The organism is Thiomicrolovo immobilis, from assembly GCF_039645955.1.
Taxonomy (GTDB): Bacteria; Campylobacterota; Campylobacteria; order Campylobacterales; family Sulfurimonadaceae; genus Thiomicrolovo; species Thiomicrolovo diazotrophicus.
Map to the genome: position 1 here is coordinate 1,866,388 of NZ_CP147916.1, position 16,001 is coordinate 1,882,388.

Below are 16,001 nucleotides of genomic sequence, written 5' to 3' on the forward strand. Positions count from 1 at the left end.
TTCACACAAGTATAGCGAATAAACCTGCATGAGTATGTCCTCAACGCGCTTTCCGCTCCCCACGTTTCAAACGGCCGAGCAGCGTGGCGATCTTGCTGCTGTCCGGAGCTTCCGCCGCTTCGTAGAGGTACTTCTCTACCGCCTCTGCGCTCTTTTTCGCTTCGGGATCGTCCAGGTGCTTGAACAGTGCCACCAGCGCCGTGCGCAGCGAGTCGACACGGACCCGCTCCTCTTTGCTTCTGCGGCGTACGGCAAGCAGCGTCAGCGCGACGCCGAGGACAAAACCGGCAGCACTCCCCGCCGCCAGACTCCAGATCGTCATCGTCTCCTCCTTTGGAATTTCTCTCTGCTGTGAATGCACCGCGGCACGAACGTGGACCGGTATCGGCAGCGACGACGCCGTGACGACGCGCTGCGTCGCCGGGTCGAAACTGCGAAAACGCACCGAAGGGATCGTAAAGTCCCGCGCGCCGACCAGGGCGAAGGTCCGATTCACTTCATTGTAATAGCAGCCGTCCTTCCACGCAGCACTCCCGGTATGCCCCTCGTCAAAAACGCTCACACCGGCAACCGCCATCCGCAGCGGTTGTGCCGTTGCCAGGTTGCCGCACCCCGAGAGCGACAAGGTAAGGCGGACGGGTTCGCCGCTCTCGGTCGTGTTGCGGTCGATGACGGCCTTCAACGCGAAATCGCCGACCGCCTGCACCCCGCCCGGGACGGGATTGGCAAAGAGCGTTACGGGTTCGAAAAGATGCTGCTGCCATGTCACCGACGGCATCCACTGCCCCCACGCATCCTGCGTATAGGTGCGTTCGGCGACGTTCATCGCCGCCGTGCCGCTCGAGAGCTCCCCGCCTTGAAGCGGGGCGACGACGTACGTCTTCTCCCAAAGCTCCTTCCCGTTTTCGTTCCGCTCCTCGGCATGGCTCTGCAGCAGCTGGAAATGCGCCAGTTCCGGCGCCGCGAAACGGAAATCGACCCCCTTGTCCGACGCGGTGTGCGCAAAACGGTAGACAAGCTGCAGCGGTTCACCCTGGTAGACCTGGCGTGAGGAGCTCTCGACCGTCAGCTCGTAGCCCGAAAGCGCATTGACAGCCATCAGCAGAGCCAGCGCTTTACCACGGATCGACATGGTCGCCTCCCCCCGCGCGCTTCGGCGAGATCTTGTAGAGGTGCGTCCGGGTCTGCCGCTGCAGCGATTGGCGCCACATCGCCGCCTCGTAATCGCTCATCGCCGCCGTCTTCGCTTCGCCCGAGGCTACGGAGGGCTTTGCCTCCTGCCCCTCGTATGTTTCCGTCTGCGCGGAAGGGGCCTGTGCGCCGCCTGCCGGAGAGGAAGCGTCGGAGGCACTGTGTTCCCCGCCCGCTTCCGTCATTGCGGCCGCTGCATTGCGGCGTCGCTCCGCCTGCACCAGGCGCATCAGCCGCCCCCGGACGATGGAGAGGTTCTCCCGCGTCTGCGGGTCGTTTTGGAGGTAGAGCGCCTTCTGATACACCTTGATCGCCGCTTCAAGGTTCTCCCTGCCGCCCTGCATCGCCCGGGCGTTCCCCAGATTGTGCAGGGTTGCAAACTGCAGCAGCCTCTCCTTGGTACGGATCCGTCCCCACAATGCCGCGGCCGCGTCGTATCTGCCCGCACGGTAGAGGGCATGGGCGCTGTCGTACATCGCTTGGGGGTCGTTATCCTTACGTACGCCGTAGCGGTAAAAGGCGCGGGCCGCGCGATCGTAATCACCCTGCTCATAATAGTGCTGCGCCGTCTCCAGCAGTTCATAGTCACAGGACTCCGCCCGCAGCGTTGCCGTATGTCCGAACAGCAGAACCCCCAGCAGCAGTGCCGGAGGCACGGCCACGCGCTCGCGGCGGCTCATGGAGGCGTTCGCCACGAGCAGCAAAAAGAGCGCCAGCCCCAGCGGCAGGATATAGAGCTGACCGTACCGGCGGATCTCCTTGACCCCCGTCTCGCCCCCTTCGGCATGGCGGCGAAGCTCATAGAGCAGTGCTGCCACGTCACGGGAGCCCACCGTCATATCAACATAAAAGCCGCCCGTGGATGCGGCCAGGGAGCGCAAAGCAGGGTTCAGTACCGTCCGGACCGGCCTCTTCCCCCGCAGGACAGGGGTACCGTTTTGCTGCAGTACACCCCCCTGCGCCGTCCCGATCCCGAGGATGTAGAGGTGGAGCTTCTGCGCATTCGCGTAGGCGATCGCTTCGGAGAAGTCGCGACCGTCGCCTCCGTCGGTAAGCAAAAGAAGATTTTTCCGCCCCGTCTTGCCCATCACGCCGTTCGCCGCGGCCAGCAGCGCCATGATATCGGTCCCCTTCTCGGCGTAGGTATCGGACGCGAAATCTTCCAGCAGCGCCGTCAGCGCACTTTTGTCCGCCGTTGGCGGCACTACGGCATAGATGTCCCGGCCGAAGGCCAGTACCCCTATTTGTTCTCTTTTCGCCCGCGCGACCAGTGCAAGCAGCTTCGTTTTCGCGACGGCGGCGCGGGAGGGGTAGACGTCCTCCGTCTGCATGGATGCCGAGATGTCGACGGCGACCGTCAACGCCTCGTCCGGCGCCTTCACGACGGCCGTAGCCTCGGTAAGGACCGGCTGGGACATGGCGGCAATCAGCAAAACGAATATGGCCAGATAAATCAGGTTTCGCTGACGGAGGGAGAAGCGTTTTTCATTCACCCGGAGCCGTTCGAAAACCGGGCCGGCAAAGAGCTCCGCCGCCGGCTCCTTCTGGGTCAGGATAAAATAGAACAGGACCAGCACCGGCGGCAGCATCAGGTAGAAGAACTCGGGGTGGAGAAAGGTCATGCCACTCTCCGGTTGCGCAGGTAAATATAGAGCAGCAGTGTCAGAAAGCCGGCAAAGAGCGGGTAGATGTAGTAATACTCATTGACGATCAGCACCGGCGGACGCTGGGGCGACTTCTCCAGGGTATCAATCTGCGCGTAGACATCGGCAAGGGATGCGCTGTCCCTTGCCGTGAAATACGCGCCGCCGCTCTGCGCCGTGAGCGTCTCAAGAATCGACTCCTGCGGGGCGGGGTCTTCACCGATAACGACGGCATAGAGGCGCACCCCCTCTTTGGCCGCAAGCCCCCCGACAACGTCGCTGCCCACCGGAGCGCCGGGCGTGTTCCGGCCGTCGGTCAGAACCACGACGATCTTTTCGGCGCTCTTCGCGCCGTGCAGCGAGACGATCCCCCGGGCCATCGCCTCGTAGAGCGCCGTGTATTTGCCCGCGATGCCGACATAGAGCTGCCCGATGATCTGCGAGAGCATCCCCATGTCGGTCGTGGGCGGCGCGGCCGTGAACGTCCGGGTGCCGAAGACGACGAGACCGACGCTATCGCTGCTGCGCTGCGTCACAAAGGCCTGCAGGATCTCCTGGACCGCCTCGAACCGGCTGCGGGTACGGTCGTCCGGGTCGAAGTCGCCGTTGCGCATGGAGGCGCTGGCGTCCACCACCAGGCTGATCGCATAACCCGGGGTACTGACGGGTTGGTAGACCCGCTCTTTCACCGGCGACATCAGGGCAACGAGCAGCAGGATGATTGAAGCCCATTTGAGCAGCCAGAGCCAGAAAGAGGGTTTGAGCGTGACCGCCGCGAAGGCGGCGAGGTGCGGAAAGTAGAAGCCCTGGTGGCGCATGCGGCAGAGCGCTTCGCAGGCCAGAAAAATGAAGAGGAAGGAGATGACTTTCGGGAATTCGAAAAAGACCCCTTCAAACATCGATCATCCCGAGATAGATCCTGAAATACGCACGGGTCTCCTCGTCGATGGGCGGCACGCGCTTGCGAAACTTGTAGGGTTCGAGGCGCTGCTCCAGGTTCATGAAAGCCTCCTGAAGCTGCGGGGAGTCCGCCGCGAAACGGCGGCCGAGGCGGGTAATGGCGTAGGCAGCATCTTTTGCATCGTCAAGGTTGACCGCTTCCAGCGCTTTCAGAGATGCCCGGCGGGCGTTCTCCTTTCTCTCCTCGCGGTAACGGCGGATCAGCAGGTAGAGAACGAGCAGCAGGAAAAAGAGTACGACGGCCGCCGCAGCCGCCAGGTAGTAAGGCGTGTAGTCATGGATCTCGACCAGGGGCTTGATGTCATGCAGCGGGATATCGTCTGAACGCATTATCGCCCCTCGAACAGGCGCCGGAGTTTAACGCCGATATGGTCATCCGTGTAGATCTTCGTAAACCGGATGCCGTCTTTGCGAAGCTGCTCGTAGAGGGCATGATCATGCTCGCGGACCTTCGCTTCGTAATTGCGAACGGTCCGGGCATTGAAATCGCCCTCGAGCAGCATTCCGCTCTCGGGGTCGCGCAGCGAGGCGAATCCGAACGGCGGCGGATGCTCCTCGAAACGGTCGCGGACGATGATGCAGACGACCTCATGCTTCTTTGCCAGCAGCCGCAGTTGGGGAAGTTCGAAGAAGTCCCCGACGACAAGGAGCAGCGAGCGGCGGCGGATACGCTGGTAGAGCGTCTTCGCCATCGCGGCGTAATCGCTCTTTTTGCCGACCGCCTCGAAGGCATCGATCTTCTGCGTCAGCTCGGAGACGGCGTAGCGGTTCTTCGTCGGGCGCCCCTCGTCGTAGAGGCGGTCCGCAAAGAGCATGTAGCCCAGCGCGTCGCTGTTGTACTGCACGGCGTAGCCCACCGTCGCGGCGATCTCCGCCATCACCTCCTGCTTGAAACGGTGCTGCCCGAAATGGACGCTGCCGCCGAGCATCATCGCGACGACGACGCTGAGCTCCCGCTCTTCGCGGAAGATCTTGATATAGGGGGTGCGCATCTTCGCCGTGATGTTCCAGTCGATATGGCGGATGTCGTCGCCGGGCATATACTCGCGCAGCTCGATAAAGTCGTACCCCTCCCCGTGGAAGATAGAGGGGTTGTTGCCGATGAGCTCGCTGAAGACCTGGCGTCTGGCCTTGACGAGGATGCGCTGGACCGTTCCCATGAGGCTCCTACGGCAGCGGGACCGCTTCGATCACCCGGTCGATGATCTCGTCCGCCGTGACGCCGTCGGCCTCGGCCTCGTAGCTGAGTACGATGCGGTGGCGCATCAGTTCTTTAATAATGAAAGCGACGTCAACAGGGCTGGCGTAATCCTTGCCGCGCAGGTAGGCCATGGCCTTGACAGCCTTGAACATGTCGATGCTCACCCGGGGACTTGCGCCGAACTGCAGCTGATCTTCCAGGCCATCGAGCCCGTACGCCTTGGGCTCGCGGGTCGCAGTGACCAGCTCGATCATGTAGCGCTCCACCTCTTCATCGACGTGCACCTGTTTGACCTCCGCTTTGAGGGCTTCCAGGTCTTCATGGGAGATAACGGCGTTGATCGTCTCTGAGACGCCCGCGGCAATACGGCGGGCGATCTCGAGCTCCTCTTCTTTCGTGTTGTAGCCGACTTTGAGCTTGAGCATGAAACGGTCGAGCTGCGCCTCGGGAAGCTGGTAGACCCCCTCCTGTTCCACCGGGTTCTGCGTCGCCATAACAAAGAAAGGGGGTGCGAGTTTGAAGCTCTCCTCGCCTATCGTCACCTGCCGCTCCTGCATCACTTCCAGCAGGGCCGACTGCACCTTTGCCGGGGCCCGGTTGATCTCGTCGGCCAGCAGCAGGTTCGTAAACACTGGCCCGTGCTTGATCTTGAATGCGTTATGCTGCGGGTCGTAGATCTCGGCGCCGAGGATATCCGAGGGGAGGAGGTCCGGGGTGAACTGGACCCGTTTGAACTGCAGCCCAAGGCTCTGTGACAGCGCCTTGACCGTCGTCGTCTTCGCCAGCCCGGGGATCCCCTCGATAAGAATGTGCCCTTCGCAGAGCAGGCCGATCAGCAGCCCGTCGATCATCTTTTCCTGACCGACGACGACTTTGGCCACCTCGGACTTGATCGCTTCGATTTTGGAGTACATCTAAAACCTTCATAAAGGATAATAGGGGCCATTATAGCGTTTTGAAGGTATAGATTGCCCTGCACCGATGCCGATGGATGGGCGCAGGAGAGGTGAAAAAATATCCCATTTCAACACCGGAAAAGCTTTATCACACTTTTTTTGGATTTTTTTCCAAAAAGTATTGACTTTAAAAACTGATTTTCGTATAATTCCCGTCCACAAACGAAGAGAGCTTATCTTAACGTTTGAATGTCTCGTTAGCTCAGCTGGTAGAGCACGTCACTTTTAATGATGTGGCCGTTGGTTCGAATCCAACACGGGACACCATTGTTACTCCTTAGTGGCCCCATCGTCTAGCGGTTAGGATCCCAGATTTTCATTCTGGTTACCGGAGTTCGAGTCTCCGTGGGGTCACCACTTTCCCAACTATTTTTACACTGAAAAATCCCGAAACAAAAAAAAAGATGCTCTTATTGCATTTGTTACTGCAGCGCGCCCGATGCCACTAGGCGTTTGACCAGCTTCATATGGTTCATTACGCGCTGAAAATAGGGCCAGTTCACCATGCCTCCATTGTAGCCGCTGACGCTTTTCATATAGTCGTGGCGGCGGTTTTTGAGGATGACGAGGTAGTGCGCGGCGATGCCGGCGGAGAGTTTGAGGTCGGTGAGCAGCAGGTTGGCGATCTGCATGTCGCTGCTCGCCTTCAGCCATGCCAATGTCTTGACGCGCGCGGCCACATAGCGGGCGGTAGCCACCTGAACCTGCATCGGCCCCAGCGATGCCTTGGTGATGTCGACCCCTTTGCGGAAATCTCCGATGATATTCCGGCCCGCACTGCTCTCCGTCAGACAGATGGCGCTGAGGGTGTTCTCATAGGTCTCGCCGCTGCGGTCGGGAATGCTGCGCGCGACATCCCGCACGGTCTGCAGTGTCGAGAGCTGTTCCGGCGTGAGCGCAGCGCGCACGAACTCCGTCGTGGCATAGAAAAGAATCAGTAGACGTTTCATTGGGGCTTCCTCGTCAAAAAAATGCGTGGAATTCTACAGGAAAAGTGTGTTGAAGGGCGATAGATAATTGTTTTAAATAAAACTATTAAGAATATCTAATATAGAAGTGCTGATACCTTCCGTGATACAGGCAATAGACGGCTTAAGAAAAATGGGTAAAATTGACACTTTATCGGGAAAAATGAGCTTGAAATGGCTGTTTTCTTAAAAAATATGCACTGAAAAAAATGCGGAAGAGAGAAGGAGTGCTACTATTATTCCCAATCTCTGAACTTGTCCGAGATGTGTTTGTCCTTTTTGTAGCGGCGGCGGTTCATCGACTTTTCGATCTGGTTAGCGGTATAGAGGATATCCTCTTTGAGCTCGTCGATTGTCGCATCGCTGTCGCGGTAGGAGAGGATCTTGGTCACGAGGGTCTCGAGGTCGTTGTAGTCCCCTTTGTAGAGTGGGACCTTCTCGATGCGGTCAAGGTATTTGCGGTTGTTGTCGACTTTCTTGTCGAACTGCTCCCGCGTCGGCTCTTCAGCCTTGAAAAGATACTTGGTGATACTGCTCGTAAAACGCTCAAGTACCCGGATATAGCGGAGCCTTGCGGCATCTTCCACTTTTTTCGCCGACGCTTTTGCCAATAATTCACCTTTCGGGGGAGCTCAGACGGTATAATTATACCTATTCTAATAAGGTTGCAACGCTCTATGAAAAAACTGATTCTATTTTGGCTTATTGTTGCCGGGCTCCTGCATGCCGAGGTCATCAATGCACCGGCAAGCAAGACCCTTCTGGCCAAACAGATCCCCATTGTCGATATCCGGACCCCCGGCGAATGGAAAGAGACCGGCCTGGTCAAAGGGAGCATCCCCATCATGTTCTTCGACGAAAAAGGGGGGTATAACGTTGACCGCTTCATGCTTCAGCTCAAAGCCAAGGTCGATACGACCAAACCCTTCGCCCTGATCTGCCGCACCGGCAGCCGCACGTCGATGCTGGCCCCTTTCCTTGCGCAGACCTACGGCTATACCGTCTACAACCTGCAAGGCGGCATCATGACCGCCTACCGCGCGGGCCTTCCCATCGTTCCCTATCAATGAAACCGCTTAAAATCGCCCTGCTGATCCTTATCAGGGTCGCCGCCGTTTTCGGCGTCATCGGCCTGATCGTCTTTCTCTTCTGGGGCTTTTTGTACCTGCTGCTGTACTGAGAGATTATTTCTTAAAGCGGAAGGATTCGGCTTCGAGCAGGGCACGCAGCTTTTCGCTGCATTCGCCCTGGAACTCCATCCACGGCGTTTTGTAGCTGCCGCCGGAGCCCAGTTTTTTCTTCAGCCGTTTCAACAGAGCCTCGGCATCGCCCTTCTCCAGGGCAAAGGGGCCGACCAGTGTCACGGTTTTTCCCCGCCGCTTTTCGCGCTTGAAGACGAGAAAATGTTTTTCCGGTGCGAGCAGCTCCTGCGGCGTTTCCGCTTGGCGCTCTTGCACTTCCGACCAGCCGCTGCCGAGATCCCCGCCAATAAAGAGGTCAAGCTTCTTACCGCGGCTCATGAGCTTCTCCGATATATTCAAACCGTTTGATGCAGACACCTTCGTGGGGGATACATTCGGTAAACATCGCCAGGGGACGCACCCAGAGCCCATGTTCGCCGTAGAGGGCGAGGTAGACGACGAGCTCCTCCTCCGTTTCGGAGTGTTTGGCCACGCCGAGCACTTCGTAGTGGTTCCCCTTGTAGTGCTGATAGAGGCCCGGTTTAAGCACCGACGACCTTTTGAGAGAGGACACGCATCCCGTTCGCTTTGTAGGCACCGGCGTCGATGCTCTCCATCACGGTGTCGGCGTCGCAGCAGTGCGTATCGTAGAGTACGACGATCACCTCATCGTCTGCTTGCAAGAACGTCGTCTCGCCGTAAGCCGTGTAGCGCGTCGCCCCGATGCTGATGATCATCTTCTCGGGGTACCCCGCCGCTGCAAGATAGGAGAGCACCGGCTCCAGCGGGCCGGTATCCGTTTGCATATTGAGCTGGTTGACGATCCAATCCGTGAGCTTGGTGTGAAAATAGCTGTATCCCGTCAGCGCGGCGTCTTCGCCGTAACGGTGCAGTTCGCTGCCGCGGCGCAGGAAAGAGGCGATGTGCCAGCTGTCCATCACACCGTCTTCGGCAAAGGTGTCAATGGGCGTCATCTCCGCTCCGAGGCCTTTGCTCATCGCGCCCCAGTTCTTCTTCTCCGAGATCTTCCTGGCCCCCGGGCGGCGGATGGAGCAGTCGTTGTAGGGGGCGAAGCGCTCCGGTGTGATCGAAACGACCTGCCCCTCTTCATAGCGCAGACTGCATTCCAGCGCCACTTCCGGTTCCGCCTGGACGTTCAGCGCGGCGTCTTCGGGCAGTTTGATGGTATCGGAGGAGAGAGGGTAAACGCCGATCTGCCCGTCACGGCCCGGCATGTAGAAGGGAAAGATCCCTTTGGGACCGTTTTCATAGGCGACCTCGAGGTTTTTGAAATCCTCTATCTCCCCGGCCTGTTCCAGGTGCAGGGCAAAGTTGCCGGCGATGCCGAACCCGGCATAGGCGTTAAAGTTTTCCATTCTCTTTCGCCTCGACGTACTCTTCGTAGCTACCTTTGAAGTCATTGTAGGTGCCGTCGGGGTTGAGCTCGATGATGCGCGACGCGAAGGCGTCGAGGAGTTCGCGGTCGTGGGAGACACAGATGACGTTGCCGTCGAACTCGAACAGCGCCTCGCCCAGCGCGACGATCGCCTCAAGGTCGAGGTGGTTGGTCGGTTCGTCCATGACAAGGAAGTTCGGACCCTCGAGCATCAGTTTGCTCAGCATCATCCGGTGCTTCTCGCCCCCGGAGATGTTCGTCGCCGCTTTCTCCTGCTGCTCGCCGTTGAAGAGCATACGCCCCAGGCAGTTGCGGATCTCGGAGATGTCCGCCTTCGGATCGAAGGCGCGCAGCCAGTCATAGAGGGTGTCGTCGCTCTTGATGCGGTCAGTCGTGTCCTGCGGGAAATAGCCCGGCTCGATCGTCGCGCCCCATTTGACCTCACCCACTTTGGGCTTGAGCTCCTCCATGATGATCTGGCACAGCGTCGTTTTACCGACACCGTTGGGGCCGATCAGCGCGATCTTCTCGCCCGGCTCGATGTGGAGGTTGATGTTATTCAGGACCGGGCCCTCGCCGTAGTCGTGGCTTACATTAAGGACGTCCAGAGCCTCGTCGCCCATCTGGCGTTTGGCTTTGAAGACGATGCTGGGGTCGCGGCGGGAGGAAGGCTTGATATCTTCGATCTCCAGTTTCTCAAGCTGCTTCTGGCGGGACGTCGCCTGCTTCGCTTTGGAGGCGTTGGCGGAGAAGCGGCGGACGAAGGCCTCAAGCTGCTCTTTTTCTTTCAGCTTCTTATCGCGCTCCATCTCCATCTGCTTCGCCATGACGTTCGCGGCAATGTACCAGTCGTCGTAGGTACCGGTGAATTCGCGGATCTTCTGGTAGTCGACGTCAAGGATGTTCGTGACGACGGCGTTGAGGAAGTGGCGGTCGTGGGAGATGACGACCATCGTCCCCTCGTGGCGCTGCAGTTCGTTCTCCAGCCAGCTGATCGTTTCGATGTCGAGGTTGTTGGTCGGTTCGTCGAGGAAGAGGACGTCCGGTTTCGGGAAGAGCACCTGGGCCAGCAGAACCTTGAATTTGTCGCCGCTCGGCAGCGAGGACATCAGGTCATGATGATTTTCTGCCGGGATGCCAACGTTCTCGAGGATCTTCGTAATGTTGACGTCGTACTCGTACGTCGGGTCCTCTTCCACGCTGATCACTTCCAGCTCCGCCAGGCGGTTGTTAACGGCGTCGTCTTCGAAATCGCCGTTGGTGTAAAGCTCCTCTTTCTCCTTGATGGCGTCGTAGAGGCGCTTGTTGCCGTACAGTACCGCGTCGGCGATGGTGAAATCTTCGAAAGCGAACTGGTTTTGACCGAGGACACCGACTTTCAGACCCGATTCGATGGAAATCTCGCCCTCAAACTCTTTGTCCTGGCCGCTGAGGATCTTGAGAAAGGTCGTTTTCCCGGCGCCATTGGCCCCGATCAGACCGTAGCGCTTATGCGGATCGAGTTTGAGGTTGATGCCTTCGAACAGCACGCGGCTGCCGAAGCGTTTTGTCAGGTTTGTTACTTGTACCATTATGTCATCGCTTCTTTTATTTTTTCGCGATTATACCATACAGCACTTTTTGTATTTTTTGCCGCTGCCGCAGGGACAGGGATCGTTCCGCCTGACCGAGGCTTCGTAGAGGGTGCCCTCGTCGTAATACCAGCGGCCGTCAATGCGGCGGAAGGTGCTCTTTTCGTGATGCACCCGGATGGGGCCGTCGCCCTCCCGGTAGAAGGCTTTAAAGCTCACCGTGGCATCCGCGCCTTGCACTTGCGATGCGAGCACTTCCAGTCCAAGCCACGTCGTCGCTTCCGCGTGCTGCCGGATCAGTTCGGCATCCTCGGGAACCTGCTTCTGGGAAACGGTCGTCGCGACGAGGTATTCCCCCGCCCCCACGACGTAGGCGCTGTAGCGGGAGCGCATCAGCGCTTCCGCCCCCGGTGCCGCCGCAATGCCGTCTATCAGCGGCGCACAGCACGCCTCAAACGTTTTTCCGCTGCCGCAATAACATTGCATGCGCCCTCCTTCAAATCATGGTCGCATCATACCATGCAACGCGGTCAATGCACTAGGCTTGGGAACGGTAGCGGTTCAGCAGGGCGCAGTGGCGTGCCCGTTCGTAGTGGGAGGGAGTCAGTGCAACCCCTTCGAGGCGGTGCAGCATCCCGACGAGCTGGTCATAATCATCAAAAGTCAGGCGTTCGCCGTGCAGGACGCGTCTGGCCATTTCGGAGAGGACGGCATCACTGGAGTACTCGGGAAAGAGCATCCGGAAATGAGCATAGACAACTGCGAAGCTTCCCCCTTCCGGGGCAAAGCGCTCGGCGACGATCTGATGGGCGCTATTCGCTTCAAGCCCTTTGGCAACGAGCGCTTCGGCAACGGCCTTGCGCACTTCATGTTCGGACTGCTCCGCGTTACGGACAGTCACCGCGTTCGGACGCAGCGGTACGGCAAGCAGCAGGTTACCCGCCAGAATCAAAGAGCCCATAACTGTCATGACCGGTCGCATACATTCTCCCTTGCCGTAAATTTTGTATTGGAACAGTCTACCGTTAAAGGGTAAACGGTTCTAATGCCGCCGCGAAAGCCCCGGATTCAGGCTATAATTCCGTATGACTTATACAATCGAAGACGAGTACATTGAACTCTATAAACTCATTAAACTGCTCGACCTCGTCGACAGCGGCGGGCAGGCCAAACAGCTGATCGAAAACGAGCTGGTCTACCGCAACGGCGAGATCGAAACCCGCAAACGGGCGAAGATCCGCCCCGGTGAAACCATCCACATCGGCGAAGTGACCATTAAGACCGTCTGAGACGTGTTCATTTTCCGGAGTGTTAATGCGCCTCTAAATGGCCCCTTTGCTATAATCGCGCCATGATTAAAACATTTGCCCAACTCCTCGCAGAGGAAAAAATCGACACCATTGAGAGCGCCCTGAACGTCGCCCTGGACAACGCGAACGAATCGCCGTTCTGGTCGCAAAAGGTCACCCCCCTGGCGCATGCCGTTCTTTCCGTCCTGGTACCGCTGCGCGATCAAGGGCTGCTTTTCGATCCGGAAGGCAAACCCCAGCCCGCTTTGACGCCCGCACTCGTACTGCGCTGGTGCGACCTTGTCAGCCTCAAGACCCTGGCCTTTACCCTGCAAAAAAGCAACGAAGCCTCCCGGCTGCTCCGCACCGCTCTTCCCGACGAAGCGTGCGCAGCCTATGCGCCCGTCGACCTGACCGTGCTCGGCACCTACCTCAGCGGCTACACAGTCAACCTTGAAAACGAAGCGCTCGACTTCCCGATCGCCCACTACAACCTGCACACGGGCATTGCCGGTGCGCTCGAACCCCTGATGAAATAAAGGCAGAAGATGATGACGCAGGAACACCCGGCCCTCAAAACCGAACAGTACCTCAACCCGACGGAAATCGCCGCGCACCTCGAAGGCGTCGAATACATCGTCATGGCAGCCCCTGCCGTGCGTGACGACGCCAAAGCACCGATCCACTTTACGCTCTTTCTCAATACCGCCGACAATCTGCCCGCCGACATTCAACAGGCCGTCCTCGACAAGTTCGCCGACCAGTACGGTTTCCGCGATATTGCCGACCTCTTCAGCCAACCCGACCGCGTCGCCTTTGCCGTCACAAACCAGGAGACACCGATGCCGCTGCACGTCTTCAAACCCGAAGACAAAATGCACCTTCCCACGGCTGTGATGTTCATAATGGATTTTGAAGCCGACTCGGACAACTTCCCGGAGGTCAAAGAGAAACAGCTGACGGGCTGGACCTACGCTTACGAAACGGCCTAACGCGGGCCGTGCCCTTATCGGGCCTCAACGTGATATAATTTTGTCACTACCACGACAAAGGAATCCTCTTGTACAAACGCTTCATGATCCTCGCTGCCCTTATCGTTCTCATCGGCGGCTGCAGCAAAGTCACCAAAGAGAACTACGACAAAATCGACTCCGGCATGAGCTACGACGAGGTTGTCAAACTGATCGGCAAACCCGAAGGGTGCTCGGAGACCCTCGGCATCAGCAGCTGCCAATGGAAAAGCGACGGCGCCGTCATTGACATCAAGTTCATCTCCGACCAGGTGACATTCACCTCGGCCAAAGGACTGAAGTAACCCTTCCCCCTCTGCTTCCTATGGGAGCAGAACATCCCTGACGATTCTTGCTTCGTCTCCGTAAGCTCTTTTCAAACGCTACCGTATAAACAAAACGCCCAACACGGTCAATGACATTACAACCGTCACCGGTCTGCTCACGAAAAATACAAAGAGGTGGAAAAAAAAGGGGAAAAATAGAGTGGAGAAGAAGGTGGGGAGCCGCCTGTAACGGGCTCCCTGCAGATACGCGGGGGGCGTTACATCATCCCCGGCATACCGCCCATACCGCCCATGCCACCCATATCCGGTGCGGCCGGCTTCTCTTCCGGGATCTCGTGGATCGTCGCTTCCGTCGTCAGCAGGAGGCTGGAGACGGACGTCGCATTCGTCAGGGCGACGCGCTCGACTTTGAGCGGGTCGATGATGCCTGCTTCGAACATATCGACATACTCGCCTGTCGCCGCGTTGAAGCCGACATTCTCGCTCGCCGCCGTCTCGATACCGTTGACGACAACGCCCGTGTCAAAGCCCGCATTGGCAGCGATCTGCTTGACCGGTGCTTTGACGGCGCGCAGGATGATCTCGTAGCCGATTTTCTGGTCGCCTTCGAGATCGAGCTTCACCTTGGACGCGGCACGGATCAGTGCAGCACCGCCCCCGATAACGATCCCCTCTTCCACGGCGGCTTTTGTCGCGGAGAGCGCATCATCGACGCGGTCTTTTTTCTCTTTCATTTCCGTCTCGGTCGCGGCACCGACCTTGATGACGGCAACCCCGCCGGAGAGCTTCGCCAGACGTTCCTGGAGCTTCTCTTTGTCGTATTCGGAAGTCGTCGCCTCGATCTGCGTCTTGATCTCGTTGATACGCGCCTGGACCGCCGCGCTGTCGCCGATACCGTCGACGATGGTCGTGTTGTCCTTGTCGATAACGACGCGGGACGCCTGGCCTAGGTCGGCAAGGTTCGCGGATTCCAGCGTACGGCCGATCTCCTCGGAGATCACCTGGCCGCCGGTCAGAATCGCGATATCCTGCAGCATCGCCTTGCGGCGGTCACCGAAGCCCGGTGCTTTGACCGCGGAGATGTTGAGAATGCCGCGCAGTTTGTTGACAACCAGGGTCGCCAGCGCTTCGCCTTCGACGTCTTCGGCGATGATAAGCAGCGGACGGTTCGTCTTCTGAATCTGCTCGAGGACCGGCAGCAGGTCTTTAAGATTGCTGATCTTCTGGTCGAAGAGCAGGATGAATGGGTTTTCGATCTCCGCGATCATCTTCTCGCTGTTGGTGATGAAGTAGGGGCTGAGGTAGCCGCGGTCGAACTGCATCCCTTCGACGACGTCGAGTTCGTCGCTGATACCCTTGGCCTCTTCAACGGTGATAACACCGTCCTGACCGACTTTTTCCATCGCTTCGGCGATCATGTTGCCGATTTCGCTGTCGGAGTTCGCGGAGATCGTCGCAACCTGGGCGATCTCTGTTTTGTCCTTAATGGACTTGGAAATGGCTTTGAGCTCGGCGAGGATCGCTTCGGTCGCTTTGTCCATGCCGCGCTTGACCTCTACCGGGTTTGCGCCGGCGGTAATGTTGCGCAGGCCTTCCTGGAAGATGGCGTTGGCAAGGACCGTTGCCGTCGTCGTACCGTCACCCGCCTCGTCGGCCGTGTTGGATGCGACCTGCTTGACCAGCTGCGCGCCCATGTCTTCGAGCGGATCTTTCAGTTCGATCTCGCGGGCGACGGAAACGCCGTCTTTGGTGATGTTCGGAGAGCCGAAACTCTTCTGGATCAGGACGTTGCGTCCGCGCGGTCCCATGGTGACCTTGACCGCGTCTGTCAGCTTTTGTACGCCTGCGGCGAGGGTATTGCGTGCTTCATCCGAAAAATGAATCTCTTTTGCCATTTTCTGTCTCCTCTAAAATTTATTTGATAATTCCAAAAATGTCGTCGGCATCCATGATGAGATACTCCTGACCGTCAAGGGAAAGCTCGTTGCCGGAATACTTGCCGAAGACAACGGTATCGCCGACAGTGATGGTCTCGACGTCGCCGCCAATTGCTACAATCTTGCCCTGGGAAGGTTTCTCTTTTGCGTTGTCCGGGATGATAATCCCCGAAGCGGTGGTCTGAGCGTCTTCCACGCGCTCGACAAGCACACGGTTACCAAGTGGTTGAAAGTTCATGTGTTCTCCTTTGCGTTACAAAGCACAATGTGCCATATTTTTTACGCGCTAATTTTACTTTATAGGTATTGAATTGTCAAGAAGTTTAGTCGATTTGGCTAAAGAACAGTTAGCCTTTTAACATATAAACTGTTTAGCTAAACTATTGCCGAAAACAAGAGGAACACTTTTAG

General features: G+C 58.0%; 21 protein-coding genes and 2 tRNA genes. 7 read left to right on the forward strand and 16 right to left on the reverse strand.

Features of this window, described 5'->3' with window-relative positions; translation table 11 throughout:
* Window positions 1-40: 40 nt before the first annotated feature.
* From WCX72_RS09635 to WCX72_RS09660, 6 genes are read right to left on the reverse strand one after another with little or no spacing between them, the layout of a single operon-like run.
* Complete coding sequence (locus WCX72_RS09635; RefSeq protein ID WP_345969580.1) at window positions 41-1,132, reverse strand: hypothetical protein; 1,092 nt, start codon at window positions 1,130-1,132, stop codon at window positions 41-43.
* A complete protein-coding gene (locus WCX72_RS09640) occupies window positions 1,116-2,813 on the reverse strand; it encodes a VWA domain-containing protein (protein WP_345969581.1) in 1,698 nt (565 codons plus the stop codon). The genes WCX72_RS09635 and WCX72_RS09640 overlap by 17 nt, the downstream gene beginning before the upstream one ends.
* Window positions 2,810-3,733, reverse strand: coding sequence for a VWA domain-containing protein (locus WCX72_RS09645; protein ID WP_345969582.1), 924 nt, complete (start codon window positions 3,731-3,733; stop codon window positions 2,810-2,812). Before WCX72_RS09645 ends, WCX72_RS09640 begins: the two co-directional genes overlap by 4 nt.
* Complete coding sequence (locus tag WCX72_RS09650) at window positions 3,726-4,124, reverse strand: hypothetical protein (RefSeq protein ID WP_345969583.1); 399 nt, start codon at window positions 4,122-4,124, stop codon at window positions 3,726-3,728. The genes WCX72_RS09645 and WCX72_RS09650 overlap by 8 nt, the downstream gene beginning before the upstream one ends.
* Complete coding sequence (locus WCX72_RS09655; RefSeq protein WP_345969584.1) at window positions 4,124-4,954, reverse strand: DUF58 domain-containing protein; 831 nt, start codon at window positions 4,952-4,954, stop codon at window positions 4,124-4,126. The genes WCX72_RS09650 and WCX72_RS09655 overlap by 1 nt, the downstream gene beginning before the upstream one ends.
* Window positions 4,955-4,961: 7 nt before the next feature.
* Window positions 4,962-5,909, reverse strand: coding sequence for a MoxR family ATPase (locus WCX72_RS09660; RefSeq protein ID WP_345969585.1), 948 nt, complete (start codon window positions 5,907-5,909; stop codon window positions 4,962-4,964).
* Between the two features lie 233 nt (window positions 5,910-6,142).
* On the opposite strand from WCX72_RS09660, the gene WCX72_RS09665 reads away from it, so the two are divergent.
* Both WCX72_RS09665 and WCX72_RS09670 read left to right on the forward strand, forming a co-directional pair.
* Window positions 6,143-6,218, forward strand: a tRNA-Lys gene (locus WCX72_RS09665).
* 15 nt (window positions 6,219-6,233) lie between these two features.
* A tRNA-Glu gene (locus tag WCX72_RS09670) sits at window positions 6,234-6,308 on the forward strand.
* A 65-nt stretch (window positions 6,309-6,373) separates the two neighbouring features.
* Here the strand turns inward: WCX72_RS09670 and WCX72_RS09675 are convergent.
* On the reverse strand, window positions 6,374-6,901 hold the full coding sequence (locus tag WCX72_RS09675) for a hypothetical protein (protein WP_345969586.1): 528 nt from the start codon (window positions 6,899-6,901) through the stop codon (window positions 6,374-6,376).
* A 254-nt stretch (window positions 6,902-7,155) separates the two neighbouring features.
* Window positions 7,156-7,530 carry a hypothetical protein gene (locus tag WCX72_RS09680; protein WP_345969587.1) on the reverse strand — a complete coding sequence of 125 codons (375 nt, stop codon included), beginning with the start codon at window positions 7,528-7,530 and terminating at the stop codon, window positions 7,156-7,158.
* A 66-nt stretch (window positions 7,531-7,596) separates the two neighbouring features.
* On the opposite strand from WCX72_RS09680, the gene WCX72_RS09685 reads away from it, so the two are divergent.
* Window positions 7,597-7,989 carry a rhodanese-like domain-containing protein gene (locus WCX72_RS09685; protein WP_345969588.1) on the forward strand — a complete coding sequence of 131 codons (393 nt, stop codon included), beginning with the start codon at window positions 7,597-7,599 and terminating at the stop codon, window positions 7,987-7,989.
* A gap of 114 nt (window positions 7,990-8,103) precedes the next feature.
* On the opposite strand, the gene WCX72_RS09690 is transcribed toward WCX72_RS09685, so the two are convergent.
* The 6 genes from WCX72_RS09690 to WCX72_RS09715 are packed head-to-tail and all read right to left on the reverse strand — an operon-like array spanning window position 8,104 to window position 12,049.
* On the reverse strand, window positions 8,104-8,439 hold the full coding sequence (locus WCX72_RS09690; protein ID WP_345969589.1) for a translation initiation factor: 336 nt from the start codon (window positions 8,437-8,439) through the stop codon (window positions 8,104-8,106).
* Window positions 8,426-8,650, reverse strand: coding sequence for a DUF1653 domain-containing protein (locus WCX72_RS09695; protein ID WP_345969590.1), 225 nt, complete (start codon window positions 8,648-8,650; stop codon window positions 8,426-8,428). The genes WCX72_RS09690 and WCX72_RS09695 overlap by 14 nt, the downstream gene beginning before the upstream one ends.
* A complete protein-coding gene (locus WCX72_RS09700; RefSeq protein WP_345969591.1) occupies window positions 8,643-9,476 on the reverse strand; it encodes a DUF5718 family protein in 834 nt (277 codons plus the stop codon). The genes WCX72_RS09695 and WCX72_RS09700 overlap by 8 nt, the downstream gene beginning before the upstream one ends.
* Entirely contained in the window at window positions 9,463-11,067 is a 1,605-nt protein-coding gene (locus WCX72_RS09705) for an ATP-binding cassette domain-containing protein (RefSeq protein ID WP_345969592.1), read from the reverse strand. Before WCX72_RS09705 ends, WCX72_RS09700 begins: the two co-directional genes overlap by 14 nt.
* A 30-nt stretch (window positions 11,068-11,097) precedes the next feature.
* On the reverse strand, window positions 11,098-11,553 hold the full coding sequence (locus WCX72_RS09710) for a YchJ family protein (protein ID WP_345969593.1): 456 nt from the start codon (window positions 11,551-11,553) through the stop codon (window positions 11,098-11,100).
* Between the two features lie 52 nt (window positions 11,554-11,605).
* Entirely contained in the window at window positions 11,606-12,049 is a 444-nt protein-coding gene (locus WCX72_RS09715; RefSeq protein ID WP_345969594.1) for a hypothetical protein, read from the reverse strand.
* A 103-nt stretch (window positions 12,050-12,152) separates the two neighbouring features.
* On the opposite strand from WCX72_RS09715, the gene WCX72_RS09720 reads away from it, so the two are divergent.
* The 4 genes from WCX72_RS09720 (at window position 12,153) to WCX72_RS09735 (ending at window position 13,671) form a co-directional block, all read left to right on the forward strand.
* A complete protein-coding gene (locus tag WCX72_RS09720; protein ID WP_345969595.1) occupies window positions 12,153-12,356 on the forward strand; it encodes an RNA-binding S4 domain-containing protein in 204 nt (67 codons plus the stop codon).
* 62 nt (window positions 12,357-12,418) lie between these two features.
* Entirely contained in the window at window positions 12,419-12,895 is a 477-nt protein-coding gene (locus tag WCX72_RS09725) for a hypothetical protein (RefSeq protein WP_345969596.1), read from the forward strand.
* A 9-nt stretch (window positions 12,896-12,904) separates the two neighbouring features.
* On the forward strand, window positions 12,905-13,348 hold the full coding sequence (locus tag WCX72_RS09730; protein WP_345969597.1) for a hypothetical protein: 444 nt from the start codon (window positions 12,905-12,907) through the stop codon (window positions 13,346-13,348).
* Between the two features lie 68 nt (window positions 13,349-13,416).
* A complete protein-coding gene (locus WCX72_RS09735; protein WP_345969598.1) occupies window positions 13,417-13,671 on the forward strand; it encodes a DUF3862 domain-containing protein in 255 nt (84 codons plus the stop codon).
* Window positions 13,672-13,910: 239 nt separating this feature from the next.
* Here the strand turns inward: WCX72_RS09735 and groL are convergent, their stop codons facing one another.
* Window positions 13,911-15,548 (reverse strand): chaperonin GroEL, encoded by a 1,638-nt coding sequence (groL, locus tag WCX72_RS09740; protein ID WP_345969599.1) that lies wholly within the window; start codon window positions 15,546-15,548, stop codon window positions 13,911-13,913.
* A 19-nt stretch (window positions 15,549-15,567) separates the two neighbouring features.
* Window positions 15,568-15,828: a co-chaperone GroES gene (groES, locus tag WCX72_RS09745; RefSeq protein ID WP_231018895.1), complete on the reverse strand. Its 261-nt coding sequence runs from the start codon at window positions 15,826-15,828 to the stop codon at window positions 15,568-15,570.
* Between the last annotated feature and the right edge of the window lie 173 nt (window positions 15,829-16,001).

Coding starts and splice junctions, on each gene's coding strand:
- WCX72_RS09635 (WP_345969580.1), bottom strand. CDS start 1,132: ATGTCGATCCGTGGTAAAGCGCTGGCTCTGCTGATGGCTGTCAATGCG.
- WCX72_RS09640 (WP_345969581.1), bottom strand. CDS start 2,813: ATGACCTTTCTCCACCCCGAGTTCTTCTACCTGATGCTGCCGCCGGTG.
- WCX72_RS09645 (WP_345969582.1), bottom strand. CDS start 3,733: ATGTTTGAAGGGGTCTTTTTCGAATTCCCGAAAGTCATCTCCTTCCTC.
- WCX72_RS09650 (WP_345969583.1), bottom strand. CDS start 4,124: ATGCGTTCAGACGATATCCCGCTGCATGACATCAAGCCCCTGGTCGAG.
- WCX72_RS09655 (WP_345969584.1), bottom strand. CDS start 4,954: ATGGGAACGGTCCAGCGCATCCTCGTCAAGGCCAGACGCCAGGTCTTC.
- WCX72_RS09660 (WP_345969585.1), bottom strand. CDS start 5,909: ATGTACTCCAAAATCGAAGCGATCAAGTCCGAGGTGGCCAAAGTCGTC.
- WCX72_RS09675 (WP_345969586.1), bottom strand. CDS start 6,901: ATGAAACGTCTACTGATTCTTTTCTATGCCACGACGGAGTTCGTGCGC.
- WCX72_RS09685 (WP_345969588.1), top strand. CDS start 7,597: ATGAAAAAACTGATTCTATTTTGGCTTATTGTTGCCGGGCTCCTGCAT.
- WCX72_RS09690 (WP_345969589.1), bottom strand. CDS start 8,439: ATGAGCCGCGGTAAGAAGCTTGACCTCTTTATTGGCGGGGATCTCGGC.
- WCX72_RS09700 (WP_345969591.1), bottom strand. CDS start 9,476: ATGGAAAACTTTAACGCCTATGCCGGGTTCGGCATCGCCGGCAACTTT.
- WCX72_RS09705 (WP_345969592.1), bottom strand. CDS start 11,067: ATGGTACAAGTAACAAACCTGACAAAACGCTTCGGCAGCCGCGTGCTG.
- WCX72_RS09710 (WP_345969593.1), bottom strand. CDS start 11,553: ATGCAATGTTATTGCGGCAGCGGAAAAACGTTTGAGGCGTGCTGTGCG.
- WCX72_RS09715 (WP_345969594.1), bottom strand. CDS start 12,049: ATGCGACCGGTCATGACAGTTATGGGCTCTTTGATTCTGGCGGGTAAC.
- WCX72_RS09720 (WP_345969595.1), top strand. CDS start 12,153: ATGACTTATACAATCGAAGACGAGTACATTGAACTCTATAAACTCATT.
- WCX72_RS09725 (WP_345969596.1), top strand. CDS start 12,419: ATGATTAAAACATTTGCCCAACTCCTCGCAGAGGAAAAAATCGACACC.
- WCX72_RS09730 (WP_345969597.1), top strand. CDS start 12,905: ATGATGACGCAGGAACACCCGGCCCTCAAAACCGAACAGTACCTCAAC.
- groL (WP_345969599.1), bottom strand. CDS start 15,548: ATGGCAAAAGAGATTCATTTTTCGGATGAAGCACGCAATACCCTCGCC.
- groES (WP_231018895.1), bottom strand. CDS start 15,828: ATGAACTTTCAACCACTTGGTAACCGTGTGCTTGTCGAGCGCGTGGAA.